Origin of the sequence: Mycobacterium paraense (genome assembly GCF_002101815.1) — a bacterium.
Lineage (GTDB): Bacteria > Actinomycetota > Actinomycetes > Mycobacteriales > Mycobacteriaceae > Mycobacterium > Mycobacterium paraense.
In genome coordinates, this window is record NZ_LQPM01000013.1 from 159,367 (window position 1) to 176,533 (window position 17,167).

Consider the following 17,167-nt stretch of genomic DNA (forward strand, 5'->3'; position numbering starts at 1 on the left):
GGTAGACGTGGGCCTGGAAGAACAGCTGCCCGGTGGCATCCTGCTGTCGACGGTTGAGAAGGTGGCGGGCTACGTCCGCAAGAACTCGTTGTGGCCGGCGACCTTCGGGCTGGCCTGCTGCGCGATCGAGATGATGGCGACCGCCGGGCCGAGGTTCGACATCGCGCGGTTCGGCATGGAGCGATTCTCGGCCACGCCGCGCCAAGCCGACCTGATGATCGTGGCCGGGCGGGTGAGCCAGAAGATGGCGCCGGTGCTGCGCCAGATCTACGACCAGATGGGCGAGCCCAAATGGGTGCTGGCCATGGGCGTGTGCGCGTCGTCGGGCGGGATGTTCAACAACTACTCGATCGTGCAGGGCGTGGACCACGTGGTCCCGGTCGACATCTACCTTCCCGGCTGCCCGCCGCGCCCGGAGATGCTGCTGCACGCAATCCTCAAGCTGCACGAGAAGATTCAGCAGATGCCGCTGGGCGTCAACCGCGAGGAGGCCATCGCCGAGGCGGAGCAGGCGGCGCTGGCCGCCCGGCCCACCATCGAGATGCGCGGGCTGCTGCGATGAGTTCGCCGGACCACGACCCGAAGGTGGCGGCCAGCGAGGTCGGCGGATCGGTCCCCACCGCCGACGAAGAGGTGATCGACGTTCGCCGCGGCATGTTCGGGGTCAGGGGCACCGGCGACACCTCCGGATACGGGCGGCTGGTGCGCGAGGTCACGCTGCCCGGCAGCAGCCCCCGGCCCTACGGCGGCTACTTCGACGACATCGCCGACCGGCTGGCCGAGGCGCTGGGCCGCGACGGTGTCGAATTCGAGGACGCGATAGAGAAAGTCGTGGTCTACCGCGACGAGCTGACGCTGCACGTCCGCCGCGAGCTGCTGCCGCAGGTCGCCCAGCGGCTGCGCGACGAACCGGACCTGCGCTTCGAGATGTGCCTGGGCGTCAGCGGCGTGCACTACCCGCACGAGACCGGCCGGGAACTGCACGCCGTCTACCCGCTGCAGTCGATCACGCACAACCGCCGGCTGCGGCTGGAAGTGGCTGCGCCGGACAGCGATCCGCACATCCCCTCGCTGTACGGGGTCTACCCCACCAACGACTGGCACGAGCGGGAAACCTACGACTTCTTCGGGATCATCTTCGACGGCCACCCGTCGCTCACCCGCATCGAGATGCCCGACGACTGGCACGGGCATCCGCAGCGCAAGGACTACCCGCTGGGTGGCATCCCGGTCGAATACAAGGGCGCGAAGATACCCCCACCCGACGAACGCAGGGGCTACAACTGATGAGCGACACCGACATTGACACTGTCCTGGTCGCGGGCGGTCAGGACTGGGACCAGGTCGTGGAGGCCGCCCGCAACGCGGACCCGGGTGAACGCATCGTCGTCAACATGGGGCCGCAGCACCCGTCCACCCACGGGGTGTTGCGGCTGATCCTCGAGATCGAGGGCGAGACCGTCACCCAGGCCCGCTGCGGAATCGGCTACCTGCACACCGGGATCGAGAAAAACCTCGAATACCGGTACTGGACCCAGGGCGTCACCTTCGTGACCCGAATGGACTACCTGTCACCGTTTTTCAACGAGACGGCGTACTGCCTGGGCGTGGAGAAGCTGCTGGGCATCACCAACGAGATTCCGGAGCGCGTCAACGTCATCCGGGTGATGATGATGGAGCTCAACCGGATCTCCTCGCATCTGGTCGCGCTGGCCACCGGTGGCATGGAACTGGGCGCGATGACCCCGATGTTCGTCGGCTTCCGCGGGCGCGAGATCGTCCTGAACCTGTTCGAATCCATCACCGGCCTGCGGATGAACAGCGCCTACATCCGGCCCGGCGGCCTCGCGCAGGACCTGCCGCCCAATGCCGAGACCGAGATCGCCGAGGCCCTCGAGCAGCTGAAGCAACCGCTGCGCGAAATGGGCGACCTGCTCAACGAAAACGCCATCTGGAAGGCGCGCACCGAGGGCGTGGGATACCTCGACCTGACCGGCTGCATGGCGCTGGGCATCACCGGTCCGATCCTGCGTGCCACCGGGCTGCCGCACGACCTGCGCAAGAGCGAGCCCTACTGCGGCTACGAGAACTACGAGTTCGACGTGATCACCGACGACGGTTGTGATGCGTACGGGCGCTACATCATTCGCGTCAAGGAAATGTGGGAGTCGATCAAGATCGTGGAGCAGTGTCTGGACAAGTTGCGGCCGGGCCCGACGATGATCTCCGATCGCAAGATCGCCTGGCCGGCCGACCTGAAGGTCGGGCCGGACGGCATGGGGAACTCGCCCGAGCACATCGCGAAGATCATGGGCAGCTCGATGGAGGCGCTGATCCACCACTTCAAGCTGGTCACCGAGGGCATTCGCGTTCCCGCCGGCCAGGTTTACACCGCGGTGGAATCGCCCCGCGGCGAGCTCGGCGTGCACATGGTCAGCGACGGCGGCACCCGGCCCTACCGCGTGCACTACCGCGACCCGTCCTTCACCAACCTGCAGTCGGTCGCCGCGATGTGCGAGGGCGGGATGGTCGCCGACCTGATCGCCGCCGTCGCCAGCATCGACCCGGTGATGGGCGGGGTGGACCGATGACGGGACCACAGGGCCAGCCGGTGTTCATCCGGCTCGGGCCGCCGCCCGAGGAGCCCAACGCGTTCGTGACCGAGGGTGCGCCGCAGTCGTATTCGCCGGAGGTGCGGGCCCGGCTGGAGGTCGACGCCAAAGAGATCATGGGCCGCTACCCCAACAAGCGCTCCGCCCTGCTGCCGCTGCTGCACCTGGTCCAATCCGAGGACTCGTATTTGACCCCGGCGGGCCTGGAGTTCTGCGGCGAGCAGCTTGGGCTGACCGGCGCCGAAGTGTCCGCGGTGGCAAGCTTTTACACGATGTACCGCCGCGGACCCACCGGCGACTACCTGGTCGGTGTCTGCACCAACACGCTGTGCGCGGTGATGGGCGGCGACGCCATCTTCGATGACCTCAAGGAACACCTAGGCATCGGCAACGACGAAACCACCGAGGACGGATCCATCACCCTGCAACACATCGAGTGCAACGCCGCGTGCGACTTCGCACCGGTCGTGATGGTCAACTGGGAGTTCTTCGACAACCAAACCCCAGAGTCGGCGCGCGAACTGGTCGACTCGCTGCGCTCCGGCGAGCCCAAGGCGCCGACCCGCGGGGCCCCGCTGTGCGCCTTCCGCGAGACGTCGCGCATCCTAGCCGGCCTGCCCGACGAGCGTCCGGACCAGGGTCAGGGCGGCGCGGGCGCGGCGACCCTGGCCGGGCTGCAGGTGGCGAGGGAACTCGGCATGGAGGCGCCGGAAGCCCCCTCGTCCGGGAAGGATCAGTGATGGCCACTCCCACCGTGCAGGCGACGCCGTTGACGCCGGTGATCAGCCGCTTCTGGGACGATCCCGAGTCGTGGACGCTGGAGACCTACCGTCGCAACGACGGCTACCAGGCCATGCAGAAGGCGCTGGGCATGACCCCCGACGAGGTGATGGGCGTCGTCAAGGACTCCGGCCTGCGCGGCCGCGGCGGCGCCGGTTTCTCGACGGGCACGAAGTGGTCGTTCATCCCGCAGGGCGACACCGGCGCGGCCGCCAAGCCGCACTACCTGGTGGTCAACGCCGACGAGTCGGAACCCGGTACGTGCAAAGACATTCCGCTGATGCTGGCGACCCCGCACGTGCTCGTCGAGGGCGTCATCATCGCCGCGTACGCGATCCGGGCCAGCCACGCGTTCATCTACGTGCGCGGTGAGGTGCTGCCCGTGCTGCGCCGGTTGCAGAACGCGGTGGCCGAGGCCTACGCCGCCGGGTACCTGGGCCGCGACATCAACGGTTCCGGCTTCGACCTGGAGCTGGTGGTGCACGCCGGCGCGGGCGCCTACATCTGCGGCGAGGAGACCGCGCTGCTCGACTCGCTGGAGGGCCGGCGCGGGCAGCCGCGGCTGCGGCCGCCGTTCCCCGCGGTGGCCGGCCTCTACGGCTGCCCGACCGTGATCAACAACGTCGAGACGATCGCCAGCGTCCCGCCGATCATCCTCAACGGCGCCGAATGGTTCCGCTCGATGGGCAGCGAGAAATCGCCTGGCTTCACGCTCTATTCGCTGTCCGGCCACGTCACCCGGCCGGGCCAGTACGAGGCGCCGCTCGGCATCACGCTGCGCGAATTGCTCGCCTACGCCGGCGGCGTACGGGCCGGGCACCGGCTCAAGTTCTGGACGCCCGGCGGGTCGTCGACCCCGCTGCTCACCGACGAGCACCTCGACGTGCCGCTGGACTACGAGGGCGTGGGCGGCGCCGGCTCGATGCTGGGCACCAAGGCACTGGAGATCTTCGACGAGACAACCTGTGTCGTGCGCGCGGTGCGCCGCTGGACCGAGTTCTACAAGCACGAGTCGTGCGGCAAGTGCACGCCGTGCCGCGAGGGCACCTTCTGGCTGGACAAGATCTACGAGCGGCTGGAAACCGGTGGGGGCACCAGCGAGGACATCGACAAGTTGATGGACATCTCCGACACCATCCTCGGAAAGTCGTTCTGCGCCTTGGGCGATGGCGCCGCCAGCCCGGTGATGTCGTCGATCAAGTACTTCCGCGACGAATACGTCGCCCACGTCGAGGGGGGCGGCTGCCCCTTCGACCCCCGGGATTCCATGCTCAACGGAGGTAACGCGTGACGCAGGCGGCCGACACCGAAAACCAGGTGGCCAAACCGGAGATGGTGACGTTGACCATCGACGGCGCCGAGATCACCGTTCCCAAGGGGACTCTGGTGATCCGCGCGGCCGAGCTGATGGGCATCCAGATCCCGCGGTTCTGCGACCACCCGCTGCTGGACCCGGTGGGCGCGTGCCGCCAGTGCCTGGTCGAGGTCGAGGGGCAGCGCAAGCCGATGGCGTCGTGCACGACGGTCGCCACCGACGACATGGTGGTGCGCACTCAGCTCACCTCCGAGGCCGCCGACAAGGCCCAGCACGGCGTCATGGAGCTGCTGCTGATCAACCACCCGCTGGACTGCCCGATGTGCGACAAGGGCGGCGAATGCCCGCTGCAGAACCAGGCAATGTCCAACGGCCGCACCGACTCCCGCTTCACCGACGTCAAGCGCACCTTCGCCAAGCCGATCAACATCTCCGCGCAGGTGCTGCTGGATCGCGAGCGCTGCATCCTGTGCGCGCGCTGCACGCGGTTCTCCGAGCAGATCGCCGGCGACCCGTTCATCGACATGCAGGAGCGCGGCGCCCTGCAACAGGTGGGCATCTACGCCAATGAGCCGTTCGATTCGTACTTTTCGGGCAACACGGTGCAGATCTGCCCGGTGGGCGCGCTGACCGGGACCGCGTACCGCTTCCGGGCCCGCCCCTTCGACCTCGTCTCCAGCCCGAGCGTGTGCGAGCACTGCGCCTCGGGGTGCGCGCAGCGCACCGACCACCGCCGCGGCAAGGTGCTGCGCCGGCTGGCCGGCGACGACCCCGAAGTCAACGAGGAATGGAACTGCGACAAGGGCCGGTGGGCGTTCACCTACGCGACCCAGCAGGACGTGATCACCACGCCCCTGATCCGGGACGCGAACGGCGAACTGCAGCCGGCGTCGTGGTCGCACGCGATCGTCGCGGCGGTGCAGGGGCTCGAGGCGGCCCGCGGACGCACCGGCGTGCTGGTCGGCGGCCGGGCGACCTGGGAAGACGCCTACGCATACAGCAAGTTCGCGCGAATCACGTTGGACACCAACGACATCGACTTCCGCGCCCGGCCGCACTCGGCCGAGGAGACCGACTTCCTGGCGGCCCGGGTGGCCGGCCGGCCGGTGTCGGTCAGCTACGCCGACCTGGAGACCGCCCCGGTGGTGCTGTTGGTCGGCTTCGAGCCGGAGGACGAGTCGCCGATCGTGTTTTTGCGGCTGCGCAAGGCCGCCCGCAAGCACGGGGTGCCGGTATACGCGGTCGCGCCGTTCGCCACCCGCGCGCTGACGAAGCTGTCGGGCCGGCTGATCAAGACCGTTCCCGGCACCGAAGCCGCCGCGCTGGACGGGCTGGCCGGCGGCGAGCTCGGCGAGCTGCTGTCCAAGCCGGGCGCCGTCATCATGGTCGGCGAACGCCTGGCGACGGCCCCCGGCGGGCTGTCCGCCGCGGCCCGGCTCGCCGACGCCACCGGCGCCCGGCTGGCGTGGGTGCCGCGCCGGGCCGGCGAGCGAGGCGCCCTGGAGGCCGGCGCGCTGCCCACGCTGCTGCCCGGCGGCCGCCCGGTCGCCGACGACGCCGCCCGCGCGCAGGTCGCGGCGGCCTGGAACGTCGACGAATTGCCTTCCGCCCCAGGGCGCGACGCGCAGGCCATCCTGGCCGGGGCCACCGACGGCTCCCTGGCGGCGCTGCTGGTCGGCGGCATCGAGCCGAACGACTTCCCCGATCCCGACGCGGTGCTGGCCGCGCTGGACGCCGCCGGTTTCGTCGTCAGCCTGGAGCTGCGGCACAGCCCGGTGACCGAACGCGCCGACGTCGTGTTCCCGGTCGCGCCGACGACGCAGAAGTCCGGTGCGTTCGTCAACTGGGAGGGCCGCTACCGCGGGTTCGCGCCCGCGCTGCAGGGCAGCACCCAGCAAGCCCGCCAGTCCGATCACAAGGTGCTCGACACGCTGGCCGACGAGATGGGCGTCTACCTCGGCACGACCACCGTCGAGGCGGCCCGCGAGGAACTGGCCGCGCTGGGGACCTGGGACGGCGAACACGCCGCCGCGCCGCAGGTCGCCGCTGCGGAGCCGGCCGAGCCGGGGCAGGGTGAGGCCGTGCTGACCGGGTGGCGGTTGCTGCTCGACGAGGGCCGGATGCAGGACGGCGAACCGCATTTGGCCGGCACCGCCCGCAAGCCCGTCGTCCGGCTGTCGGCCGACACCGCCGCCGAGATCGGCGCCGCCGAGGGCGACAACGTCACGGTCAGCACGCCGCGCGGGTCGATCAGCCTGCCGCTGAACATCACCGACATGCCCGACCGGGTGGTGTGGCTGCCGCTCAACTCGCCGGGTTCGGCGGTGCACCGGAAATTGGGCGTAACCATCGGCAGCACAGTGAAAATCGGAGTGGGCGTATGACCGGATTGGCCGCCTTCGGACACGACACCTGGTGGCTGGTGCTGGGCAAGGCGCTGGCCATCTTCGTGTTCCTCATGCTCAACGTGCTGGTCGCGATCCTGCTCGAGCGCAAGATTCTCGGCTGGATGCAGCTGCGGCCCGGCCCCAACCGGGTGGGGCCGTGGGGCGCCCTGCAGAGCCTCGCCGACGGGATCAAGCTGGCGCTCAAGGAGAGCATCACCCCGGGCGGCATCGACAAGTTCGTTTACTTTGCGGCGCCGGTCTTTTCGGTCATCCCCGCGTTCACCGCGTTCGCGTTCATCCCGTTCGGCCCGGTGGTGTCGGTGTTCGGCCACCGCACGCCGCTGCAGCTGACCGACCTGCCGGTCGCGGTGCTGTTCATCCTGGGGCTCTCGGCGATCGGCGTCTACGGCATCGTGCTCGGCGGCTGGGCGTCCGGCTCGACCTACCCCCTGCTGGGCGGGGTGCGCTCCACGGCCCAGGTCATCTCCTATGAGGTCGCGATGGGGCTGTCCTTCGCCGCGGTGTTCCTCTACGCGGGCTCCATGTCGACGTCGCAGATCGTGGCCGCCCAGGACCGGGTCTGGTACGTCTTCCTGCTCCTGCCGTCGTTCGTGATCTACCTGATCTCCATGGTCGGCGAGACCAACCGGGCGCCCTTCGACCTGCCCGAGGCCGAGGGCGAACTCGTGGCGGGATTCCACACCGAGTACTCGTCGCTGAAGTTCGCCATGTTCATGCTCGCCGAATACGTCAACATGATGACGGTGTCGTCGCTGGCGACGGCCATGTTCTTCGGTGGCTGGCACGCGCCGTGGCCGCTGAACATGTGGGCGGGCGCCAACACCGGATGGTGGCCGGTGCTGTGGTTCACGCTCAAGATGTGGACCTTCCTGTTCATCTACTTCTGGCTGCGCGCCAGCCTGCCCCGGCTGCGCTACGACCAGTTCATGGCGCTGGGCTGGAAGCTGCTCATCCCGGCCTCGCTGGTGTGGGTGCTGATCGCGGCGGTGATCCGCACCGCGCGCAACCAGGGATACGCGCATTGGACGCCGGTGCTGGTGATCAGCAGCCTCGTGGTGGCCGGCGCGCTGGTGCTGATGTTGCGAAAACCGTTCACAGCGCCGAGCATTCGGGCGATGGAGCGGCAGCTGCGCCGGCCACGCGACGACACCCCCTCCCCCGCACTGACCGAGCCGGCCTTCCCGACGCCGCCGCTGCCGGCGCGCAAGGTCGCGAGCAAGGAGGAAGCACGTGCCTAAATTTCTCGACGCCGTAGCCGGGTTCGGCGTGACGCTCGGCTCGATGTTCAAAAAGCGCGTCACCGAGGAATATCCGGAGAAGCCGGGCCCGGTCGCGCCGCGCTATCACGGCCGTCATCAACTCAACCGGTACCCCGACGGGCTGGAAAAGTGCATCGGCTGCGAGCTGTGCGCGTGGGCCTGCCCCGCCGACGCGATCTACGTCGAGGGCGCCGACAACACCGAGGAGTTGCGGTACTCACCGGGTGAACGCTACGGCCGCGTCTACCAGATCAACTACCTGCGCTGCATCGGCTGCGGCCTGTGCATCGAGGCCTGCCCCACCAGGGCGCTGACGATGACCAACGACTACGAAATGGCCGACGACAACCGCGCCGACCTCATCTACGAGAAGGACCGGCTGCTCGCGCCCCTGCTGCAGGACATGCTCGCGCCGCCGCACCCGAGGGCGCCCGGCGCCACCGACAAGGACTACTACCTGGGCAACGTGACCCCGCACGGGCTGCGCGAGCACGAAAACGCCGGAGACACCCGATGACCGCGACGCTCGCCGCCGACGCCATCGTCCGCACCTCCACCGGCGAGGCCGTCACCTTCTGGGTGCTGGGCGCGGTGGCGCTGATCGGCGCGCTGGGCGTCGTGCTGGCGGTCAACGCCGTCTACTCGGCGATGTTCCTGGCGATGACGATGATCATCCTGGCCGTGTTCTACATGATCCAGGACGCGCTGTTTCTGGGCGTCGTCCAGGTCGTGGTCTATACCGGCGCGGTGATGATGCTGTTTTTGTTCGTGCTGATGCTGATCGGCGTGGACTCCGCGGAGTCACTGAAGGAGACGCTGCGCGGCCAGCGCGTCGCCGCGGTGCTGACGGGCGTCGGGTTCGGCATCCTGCTGCTCGCCGGCATCGGCAACGTGGCGACGGCCGGCAACCCGGGTTTCGTGGGCCTGACCGCCGCCAACGCCAACGGCAACGTGGAAGGCCTGGCCGCACTGATCTTTTCGCGCTACCTCTGGGCGTTCGAGCTCACCAGCGCGTTGCTGATCACCGCGGCCGTCGGCGCGATGGTGCTGGCGCACCGCGAGCGCTTCGAACGCCGCAAGACCCAGCGCGAACTGTCCGAGGAGCGGTTCCGCCCCGGCGGGCGCGCCACCCCGCTGCCCAACCCGGGCGTCTACGCACGGCACAACGCGGTCGACGTGGCCGCGATGCTGCCCGACGGCTCCTACTCGGAACTGTCGGTGTCCCCGATCCTGCGCATCCGGGGCGCGGACGGCAAGGAAACCCCCGCCGAGGCCGTGAAGGGCGGTGCGTCGTGAATCCGGCCAATTACCTGTACCTTTCGGCGCTGCTCTTCACCATCGGCGCCGCGGGCGTGCTGTTGCGCCGCAACGCCATCGTGATGTTCATGTGCGTCGAGCTCATGCTCAACGCCGTCAACCTGGCGTTCGTCACTTTCGCGCGGATGCACGGCCATCTCGACGGCCAGATGATCGCCTTCTTCACGATGGTGGTGGCCGCGTGCGAGGTCGTCGTCGGCCTGGCCATCATCATGACGATTTTCCGTGCCCGCAAATCCGCGTCGGTCGACGACGCGAACCTACTCAAAGGCTGAACAACGCCACGATGACTGACTACACCTGGCTGCTGGTGGCACTGCCATTGGCGGGTGCCGCGATCTTGTTGTTCGGGGGCAGGCGCACCGACGGGTGGGGCCACCTGCTGGGCTGCGCCACCGCGCTGGCGGCGTTCGGCGTGGGGCTCAGCCTGCTGACCGAGCTGCTCGGCCGCGGCGCCGACGATCGGGTCATCCACCAGAAGGTGTTCAGCTGGATCCCCGTCGGCCAGCTGCAGGTGGACCTCGGCCTGCAAATCGACCAGCTGTCGGTGTGTTTCGTGCTGCTGATCTCCGGGGTGGGGTCGCTGATCCACATCTATTCGGTCGGCTACATGGCCGAAGACCCGGACCGCCGAAGGTTTTTCGGCTACCTCAACCTGTTCCTGGCCTCGATGCTGCTGCTGGTCGTCGCCGACAACTACGTGGTGCTTTACGTCGGCTGGGAGGGCGTCGGCCTGGCCTCCTACCTGCTCATCGGCTTCTGGTATCACAAGCCCACGGCGGCCACCGCGGCCAAGAAGGCGTTCGTGATGAACCGCGTCGGCGACGCCGGCCTCGCTCTCGGAATGTTCTTGATGTTCAGCACCTTCGGCACGCTGTCCTACGCCGGGGTGTTCGCGGGCGCGCCCGCCGCCGGCCGGGGCGCGCTGACCGCGATGGGATTGCTGCTGCTGCTCGGCGCCTGCGCCAAATCCGCGCAGGTTCCCCTGCAGGCCTGGCTCGGCGACGCCATGGAGGGCCCGACGCCGGTGTCCGCGCTGATCCACGCCGCCACCATGGTGACCGCCGGCGTGTACCTGATCGTGCGGTCCAATCCGCTGTACAACCTGTCGCCCGACGCGCAACTCGGCGTGGTCATCGTCGGCGCCGTCACCCTGCTGTTCGGGGCGTTCATCGGCTGCGCCAAGGACGACATCAAGCGCGCGCTGGCGGCCTCGACGATGAGCCAGATCGGCTACATGGTGCTGGCCGCCGGCCTCGGCCCGGCCGGCTACGCCTTCGCGATCATGCACCTGCTCACGCACGGCTTCTTCAAGGCCGGCCTGTTCCTCGGCTCCGGCGCGGTGATCCACGCCATGCACGAGGAGCAGGACATGCGCCGCTACGGCGGCCTGCGCAAGGCCCTGCCGATCACCTTCGCCACGTTCGGCCTGGGATACCTGGCGATCATCGGCGTGCCGCCGTTCGCCGGCTTCTTCTCCAAGGACAAGATCATCGAGGCCGCGCTGTCCTCCGGGGACACCCGCGGCTACGTGCTCGGCGGGGCGGCGCTGCTGGGCGCCGGCGTCACCGCCTTCTACATGACCCGCGTCATGCTGATGACCTTCTTCGGTGACAAGCGTTGGGCCCCGGGCAGCCATCCGCACGAGGCGCCCGCAGTGATGGCGTGGCCGATGATCCTGCTGGCCGTCGGCTCGGCGTTCTCCGGCCTGCTGCTGTGGTGGGGAGGCGCCCTGCAGCACTGGCTCGAACCCGTCGTCGGGATCCGCGAAGAGGCCGCGCATGCCCTGCCGGCCTGGGTCACCACCGTCGTGGCTCTGGGTGTCGTCGCGATCGGCATCGCGGTGGCCTACCGGATGTACGCCACCGCGCCCATCCCCAGGGTCGCCCCGGTCCGCGTCTCGGTGCTCACCACCGCCGCGCGCGCCGACCTCTACGGCGACGCCTTCAACGAGGAGGTGTTCATGCGCCCCGGTGCACAACTGACCGAAGCGCTGGTCGAGATCGACAACGCGGGCGTCGACGGCTCGGTCAACGCCCTGGCGGCGCTGGTGAGCCGGACGTCAAACGGCCTGCGGCGCTTCCAAACCGGCTTCGCGCGCAACTACGCCCTGTCCATGCTGGCCGGCGCGGTGCTGGTGGTCGCGCTGATCCTGGCGGTGCGGGGATGGTGAACTCGCACGTCCCGTGGCTGAGCGTCCTGTGGCTGCTGCCGCTGGCCGGCTCGGTGCTGATCATCCTGCTGCCCCCCGGGCTGCGGCAGGTCGCCAAGTGGACCGGCCTGGTCTTCGGCGTCCTGACGCTGGCGGTCGCGGTCGTCGTCACGGTCGGGTTCAAAACCGGCGGGCCCACCTACCAATTCGTGGAGAGCCACAAGTGGATCCCGGCGTTCGGCGCGGGTTACTCCCTCGGCGTGGACGGCATCGCCGTCGTGCTGGTGCTGCTGACCGCGGTGCTGATCCCGCTGCTGCAGGTGGCCGGCTGGAACGACGGCAGGCAGGGCACCCAGGACAATTCCCGTGCCAATGGTGACGACCCGCTTCGCCCGGCTTCGCCGCCCTCGCGATCGTCACGGAACGTGCACGCCTACGTCGCGCTGACGCTGGCCATCGAGTCGATGGTGCTGGTCTCGGTGGTCGCGCTGGACGTCCTGCTGTTCTACGTGTTCTTCGAGGCCATGCTGGTGCCGATGTACTTCCTGATCGGCGGCTTCGGCGGCGGCCCCGGCCGGTCGCGCGCCGCGGTGAAGTTCTTGCTGTACAACCTGTTCGGCGGCCTGATCATGCTGGCGGCCGTCATCGGGCTCTACGTGGTGACCGCGCAGCACGGTTCCGGCACGTTCGACTTCCGCGACATCGTCGCCGGCGTCGCGTCGGGCCGCTACGGCGCCGACCCCGCGGTGTTCAAGGCGCTGTTCCTCGGCTTCATGTTCGCCTTCGCGATCAAGGCGCCGCTGTGGCCGTTCCACCGCTGGCTGCCCGACGCCGCCGTCGAGGCCACGCCGGCGACCGCGGTGCTGATGATGGCGGTGATGGACAAGGTCGGCACCTTCGGCATGCTGCGCTACTGCCTGCAGCTGTTCCCCAGCGCCTCAACGTATTTCCGTCCGCTGATCATCGTGCTGGCCGTGATCGGGGTGGTCTACGGCGCGGTCGTGGCGATCGGTCAGGCCGACATCATGCGGCTGATCGCCTACACCTCCATTTCCCACTTCGGGTTCATCATCCTGGGCATCTTCGTGATGACCTCGCAGGGACAGAGCGGGTCGACGCTGTACATGCTCAACCACGGCCTGTCCACCGCGGCGGTGTTCCTGATCGCGGGCTTCCTGATCTCGCGGCACGGCAGCCGGGCGATCGCCGACTACGGCGGCGTGCAGAAGGTGGCTCCCATCCTGGCGGGGACGTTCCTCGTCTCGGCGATGGCAACCCTGTCGCTCCCGGGCCTGGCGCCGTTCATCAGCGAATTCCTGGTCCTGCTGGGCACTTTCAACCGGTACTGGCTGGCGGCGGCGTTCGGCGTCACCGCGCTGGTGCTGTCCGCGATCTACATGCTGTGGCTCTACCAGCGGGTGATGACCGGGCCGGTGGCCGCCGGCAACGAACGCATCGGCGACCTGAAGGCGCGCGAGCTGCTCGTCGTGGCCCCGCTCATCGCGCTGTTGCTCGTGCTCGGCGTCTACCCCAAGCCCGTGCTCGATTTGATCAACCCCGCCGTCGCGAACACGATGACCACCATCGGCCAGCATGACCCCGCACCGAGCGTGCCACCGGGCACTGGCGTGCCCCGGACAGCCGAAGGACCGCACCGATGACCCTGCCCACCCCCAGCGTCGAGTACTTCCTGCTCTGCCCCATGCTCATCGTCTTCGGCGTCGCCATCGCCGGGGTCCTCGTGGAAGCGTTTGCGCCCCGGCGGATTCGCTACGCCACCCAGGTGACGCTGGCCCTCGCCGGCCTGGCCGCCGCGTTCTTCGCGGACGTGGAGGTCGCGGAGTCGATCCCGGCGTCGGGCCGCGCCACCGTGCTGGGCGCGGTGGCCGTCGACCGGCCGACGCTGTTCCTGCAGGGCACCATCCTACTGGTCGCCGTCCTGGCGGTGATCTTCATCGCCGAACGGACGCAGGCCAGGGCCGACAGCAAGGTCCTGTCAAAGGCGGGCGTCGCGGCCGGGCTGGATTCCTTTACGCCGCAGGCCTCCGCGGTTCCCGGCAGCGATGCCGAACGCGAGGCGCAGCGGGCCGGGGCCGCGCAGACCGAGCTCTTCCCGCTGCTGATGCTCTCGGTCGGCGGCATGATGGTGTTCCCGGCGTCCAACGACCTGCTGACGATGTTCGTCGCGCTGGAAGTCCTGTCGCTGCCGCTGTACCTGATGTGCGGGCTGTCCCGTCATCGCCGCCTGGTCTCGCAGGAAGCGGCGATGAAGTACTTCCTGCTGGGCGCCTTCTCCTCGGCGTTCTTCCTCTACGGCGTGGCGTTGCTCTACGGCGCGACCGGCACGCTGCTGCTGTCCGGAATCCGCGATGCCCTTGCCGCGCATGGCGATACGTCGATGGCGTTGATCGGCGTCGCGCTGCTGTCGGTCGGGCTGCTGTTCAAGGTGGGCGCGGTGCCGTTCCACTCCTGGATTCCCGACGTCTACCAGGGCGCGCCCACCCCGATCACCGGGTTCATGGCGGCGGCCACCAAGGTGGCGGCGTTCGGCGCGCTGCTCCGGGTGATCTACGTGGCGCTGCCCCCGCTGCACGACCAGTGGCGCCCGGTGCTGTGGACGATTTCGATCCTGACGATGGCGGTGGGCACCATCACGGCCGTCAACCAGACCGACGTCAAGCGGATGCTGGCCTACTCGTCGGTCGCGCATGTGGGTTTCATCCTCACCGGCGTCATCGCGGACAACGCGGCGGGGCTTTCCGCCACGTTGTTCTATCTGGTCGCCTACAGCTTCAGCACCATCGGCGCGTTCGCCATCGTGAGCCTGATCCGCAACGCCGACGGTGTCGAGGACGCCACGCTGGCGAACTGGGCCGGGCTCGGGCAGCGCTCCCCCATTGTGGGCGTGATGTTTTCGATGTTTCTGCTGGCGTTCGCCGGCATCCCGCTGACGAGTGGCTTCGTCAGCAAGCTCGCGGTGTTCCGGGCCGCCGCCCAGGGCGGCGCGGTGCCGCTGGTCATCGTCGGTGTCGTCGCCAGCGGCGTCGCCGCGTACTTCTACGTGCGTGTCATCGTCTCGATGTTCTTCACCGAGGCAACCGACGACACCCCGCACGTGGTGGCACCGGGCATCCTGAGCAAGGCGGCGATCGCCGTATGCGCCTTGGTCACAGTGCTTTTGGGGATCTTCCCGCAGCCGCTGCTCGACCTGGCCGATCAGGCCGCCCAGCTGCTGCACTGATCTCAGGGCTGCATCCCAGGACTACAGCTGGCCGAAGACCCCACCCAGGATGCCGACCAGGTTGTCGCCCGCGTTGAACAGCCCCACGCTGTTGCTGCCCGAGTTTCCGACGCCCACGGAGGTGGTGAAGGTCGGGTTGGGGGCCGAGTTCGCGATGCCGGAGTTGTTCATGCCCGAGTTCGCGATGCCGACGTTGAAGCTGCCCCCGTTGAGGACGCCGATCACCTGAGAGCCCAGATTGTCGATGCCGGCGTCCCCTTGGCCCATGTTGAGGTAGCCGGACGTCGGCAGGCCCAGGACGCCGGTGGCCGTGTTCTGGAAGCCGGAGACGCCGACGCCCGAGTTGAAGAAGCCCGAGACGTCCGTGCCGCTGTTGCCGATGCCGGAGTTGGCGACGATCCCGGTGAGGTCGGCCGAGCTGCCGATCCCCGTGTTCAGCGTGCCCGCGTCGAACAGCCCGGTGTTGATGTCACCGGAGTTGAAGAAGCCCGTGTTCAGGCTGCCCGAGTTGAACCAGCCCGTGTTTGCGCCCATGCCGGAGAACGAGCCGCCCGAGTTGAAGCTGCCGGTGTTGAAGCTGCCCGAGTTGGCGATTCCGACATTGTCGATGCCCGAGTTCCCGAAGCCCATGTTGTGCGGACCCGCGTTGACGAACCCGACGTTTTGCATTCCGGCGTTGCCGAAGCCCATGTTGCTGCTGCCCGAGTTCCAGAAGCCGAAGTTGTTGCTGCCCGAGTTCAAGAAGCCGAAGTTGCCATTCCCCGAGTTGAAGAAGCCGACGTTTCCGCTGCCCGAGTTGAAGAGGCCGATGTTGCCGTTGCCCGAGTTCCCGAAGCCGACGTTGTTCAGGCCGCCGTTCAGCCCGCCGATGCCGACCATGTTGTCGCCCGGCAGGTTGAACCCGATGTCGTTGCTGCCGGCGTTGCCGAAGCCGAAGTCGAAGCTGCCGAGGTTGCCGAAGCCGATGTCGGAGGAACCCTGATTGCCGAAGCCGAAGTTGAAGGAGCCGAAGTTGCCGCCGCCGAGGTTGAACCTGCCCGAGTTTCCGCTGCCGATATTTCCGTTCCCGATACCGAGCGCGCCGCCACCGTTGCCGAAACCGAGGTTCGCGGAGCCGTTGTTCCCGCTGCCCAGGTTGGAGTTGCCGAAGTTGCCCAGGCCGAGGTTGGTGTTGCCGACGTTGCCGCTGCCGAGGTTGGCGAAGCCGAAGTTCCCGCTGCCCAGGTTCAGGTTGCCCAGGTTGCCGCTGCCCAGGTTGACGTTGCCGTTGTTGCCGCCGCCGAGGTTGAAGTTGCCGGTGTTGCCCCCGCCCAGGTTCCAGCTGCCGATGTTGCCGAGCCCGGTGTTGACCGCCGGGATGCCGACCAGCGTGCTCGCCGCCGCCGAGCCGAGGCCCTGCAGTGCGCCCGGCCACGACGCCAGCTGCGCGGCCGCCGCCGACGCCCCGCCGTGGTACCCCACCATCGCCGCCACGTCGGCCGCCCACATCAGCTCGTAGTCAGACTCCGCCGCCGCGATCGCCGGCGCGTTCTGCCCGAACACGTTCGACATCACCAGCCGCACCAGGTCGGACCGATTGGCGCTCACCAGCATGGGATGCACCGTCGCGGCGAACGCGGATTCGAAGGCGCTCACCACGGCCTTGGCCTGCGCGGCCACCCCGGCCGCCTCGGCCGCGGCCCCCTGCAGCCAGCCCGCGTACGGCGCCGCGGCCGCCATCATCGCCGCCGACGCCGGGCCCTGCCAGGCCTGCCCGGCCAACCCCGACGTCACCGACGAGAACGAATCCGCAGCCGACCCCAATTCGGCGGCCAGTCCCTCCCACGCCGCGGCGGCCGAGAGCAGCGGCGCCGATCCGGCACCGGAAAACATCAGCAAGGAATTGATCTCCGGAGGCATCGTCAGGAAACTCATTAGCCCGCCCTCCCGTTGGCCGCGCCGTAAAATTCAGCCCCGGAGCATCTGACCGGTGAAGAAACTGTAAGAAGCCGCGGTCTGAAAATCCCTGCTTTTGACAAAAATCGATTTCGATCTCGATCCCGGTCGGTGCCGCGAGTTGCCATTTTGGGCTGCGCGGACAATG

14 protein-coding genes are annotated in these 17,167 nt (G+C 68.5%); 13 read left to right on the forward strand and 1 reads right to left on the reverse strand.

Translation table 11 applies throughout. The features are described from left to right. Positions 1-7: 7 nt before the first annotated feature. The 13 genes from AWB89_RS12800 to nuoN are packed head-to-tail and all read left to right on the forward strand — an operon-like array spanning position 8 to position 15,084. On the forward strand, positions 8-562 hold the full coding sequence (locus tag AWB89_RS12800) for a NuoB/complex I 20 kDa subunit family protein (protein ID WP_068229049.1): 555 nt from the start codon (positions 8-10) through the stop codon (positions 560-562). Further along, positions 559-1,287 carry an NADH-quinone oxidoreductase subunit C gene (locus tag AWB89_RS12805; RefSeq protein WP_085174015.1) on the forward strand — a complete coding sequence of 243 codons (729 nt, stop codon included), beginning with the start codon at positions 559-561 and terminating at the stop codon, positions 1,285-1,287. The genes AWB89_RS12800 and AWB89_RS12805 overlap by 4 nt, the downstream gene beginning before the upstream one ends. Then, complete coding sequence (gene nuoD, locus AWB89_RS12810) at positions 1,287-2,591, forward strand: NADH dehydrogenase (quinone) subunit D (protein WP_085174017.1); 1,305 nt, start codon at positions 1,287-1,289, stop codon at positions 2,589-2,591. The genes AWB89_RS12805 and nuoD overlap by 1 nt, the downstream gene beginning before the upstream one ends. After that, entirely contained in the window at positions 2,588-3,352 is a 765-nt protein-coding gene (gene nuoE / locus AWB89_RS12815; protein WP_085103589.1) for an NADH-quinone oxidoreductase subunit NuoE, read from the forward strand. The genes nuoD and nuoE overlap by 4 nt, the downstream gene beginning before the upstream one ends. Then, positions 3,352-4,683, forward strand: a complete 1,332-nt coding sequence (gene nuoF, locus AWB89_RS12820; RefSeq protein ID WP_085174019.1) for an NADH-quinone oxidoreductase subunit NuoF — start codon at positions 3,352-3,354, stop codon at positions 4,681-4,683. Before nuoE ends, nuoF begins: the two co-directional genes overlap by 1 nt. Continuing rightward, complete coding sequence (locus AWB89_RS12825; protein ID WP_085174021.1) at positions 4,680-7,091, forward strand: NADH-quinone oxidoreductase subunit G; 2,412 nt, start codon at positions 4,680-4,682, stop codon at positions 7,089-7,091. Before nuoF ends, AWB89_RS12825 begins: the two co-directional genes overlap by 4 nt. 5 nt (positions 7,092-7,096) lie before the next feature. Then, positions 7,097-8,353 (forward strand): NADH-quinone oxidoreductase subunit NuoH, encoded by a 1,257-nt coding sequence (gene nuoH / locus AWB89_RS12830; protein ID WP_142282538.1) that lies wholly within the window; start codon positions 7,097-7,099, stop codon positions 8,351-8,353. Further along, complete coding sequence (nuoI, locus tag AWB89_RS12835; RefSeq protein WP_085174025.1) at positions 8,346-8,891, forward strand: NADH-quinone oxidoreductase subunit NuoI; 546 nt, start codon at positions 8,346-8,348, stop codon at positions 8,889-8,891. Before nuoH ends, nuoI begins: the two co-directional genes overlap by 8 nt. Further along, positions 8,888-9,670, forward strand: coding sequence for an NADH-quinone oxidoreductase subunit J (locus tag AWB89_RS12840; RefSeq protein WP_085174026.1), 783 nt, complete (start codon positions 8,888-8,890; stop codon positions 9,668-9,670). The genes nuoI and AWB89_RS12840 overlap by 4 nt, the downstream gene beginning before the upstream one ends. Continuing rightward, a complete protein-coding gene (gene nuoK / locus AWB89_RS12845; RefSeq protein WP_047313174.1) occupies positions 9,667-9,966 on the forward strand; it encodes an NADH-quinone oxidoreductase subunit NuoK in 300 nt (99 codons plus the stop codon). Before AWB89_RS12840 ends, nuoK begins: the two co-directional genes overlap by 4 nt. Before the next feature lie 11 nt (positions 9,967-9,977). After that, positions 9,978-11,864 carry an NADH-quinone oxidoreductase subunit L gene (nuoL, locus tag AWB89_RS12850; protein ID WP_085103601.1) on the forward strand — a complete coding sequence of 629 codons (1,887 nt, stop codon included), beginning with the start codon at positions 9,978-9,980 and terminating at the stop codon, positions 11,862-11,864. Beyond that, positions 11,858-13,504, forward strand: coding sequence for an NADH-quinone oxidoreductase subunit M (locus tag AWB89_RS12855; protein ID WP_085174028.1), 1,647 nt, complete (start codon positions 11,858-11,860; stop codon positions 13,502-13,504). Before nuoL ends, AWB89_RS12855 begins: the two co-directional genes overlap by 7 nt. Continuing rightward, positions 13,501-15,084: an NADH-quinone oxidoreductase subunit NuoN gene (gene nuoN, locus AWB89_RS12860; RefSeq protein WP_085174030.1), complete on the forward strand. Its 1,584-nt coding sequence runs from the start codon at positions 13,501-13,503 to the stop codon at positions 15,082-15,084. The genes AWB89_RS12855 and nuoN overlap by 4 nt, the downstream gene beginning before the upstream one ends. 21 nt (positions 15,085-15,105) lie before the next feature. Here the strand turns inward: nuoN and AWB89_RS12865 are convergent, their stop codons facing one another. Then, on the reverse strand, positions 15,106-16,998 hold the full coding sequence (locus tag AWB89_RS12865) for a PPE family protein (protein WP_085174032.1): 1,893 nt from the start codon (positions 16,996-16,998) through the stop codon (positions 15,106-15,108). Between the last annotated feature and the right edge of the window lie 169 nt (positions 16,999-17,167).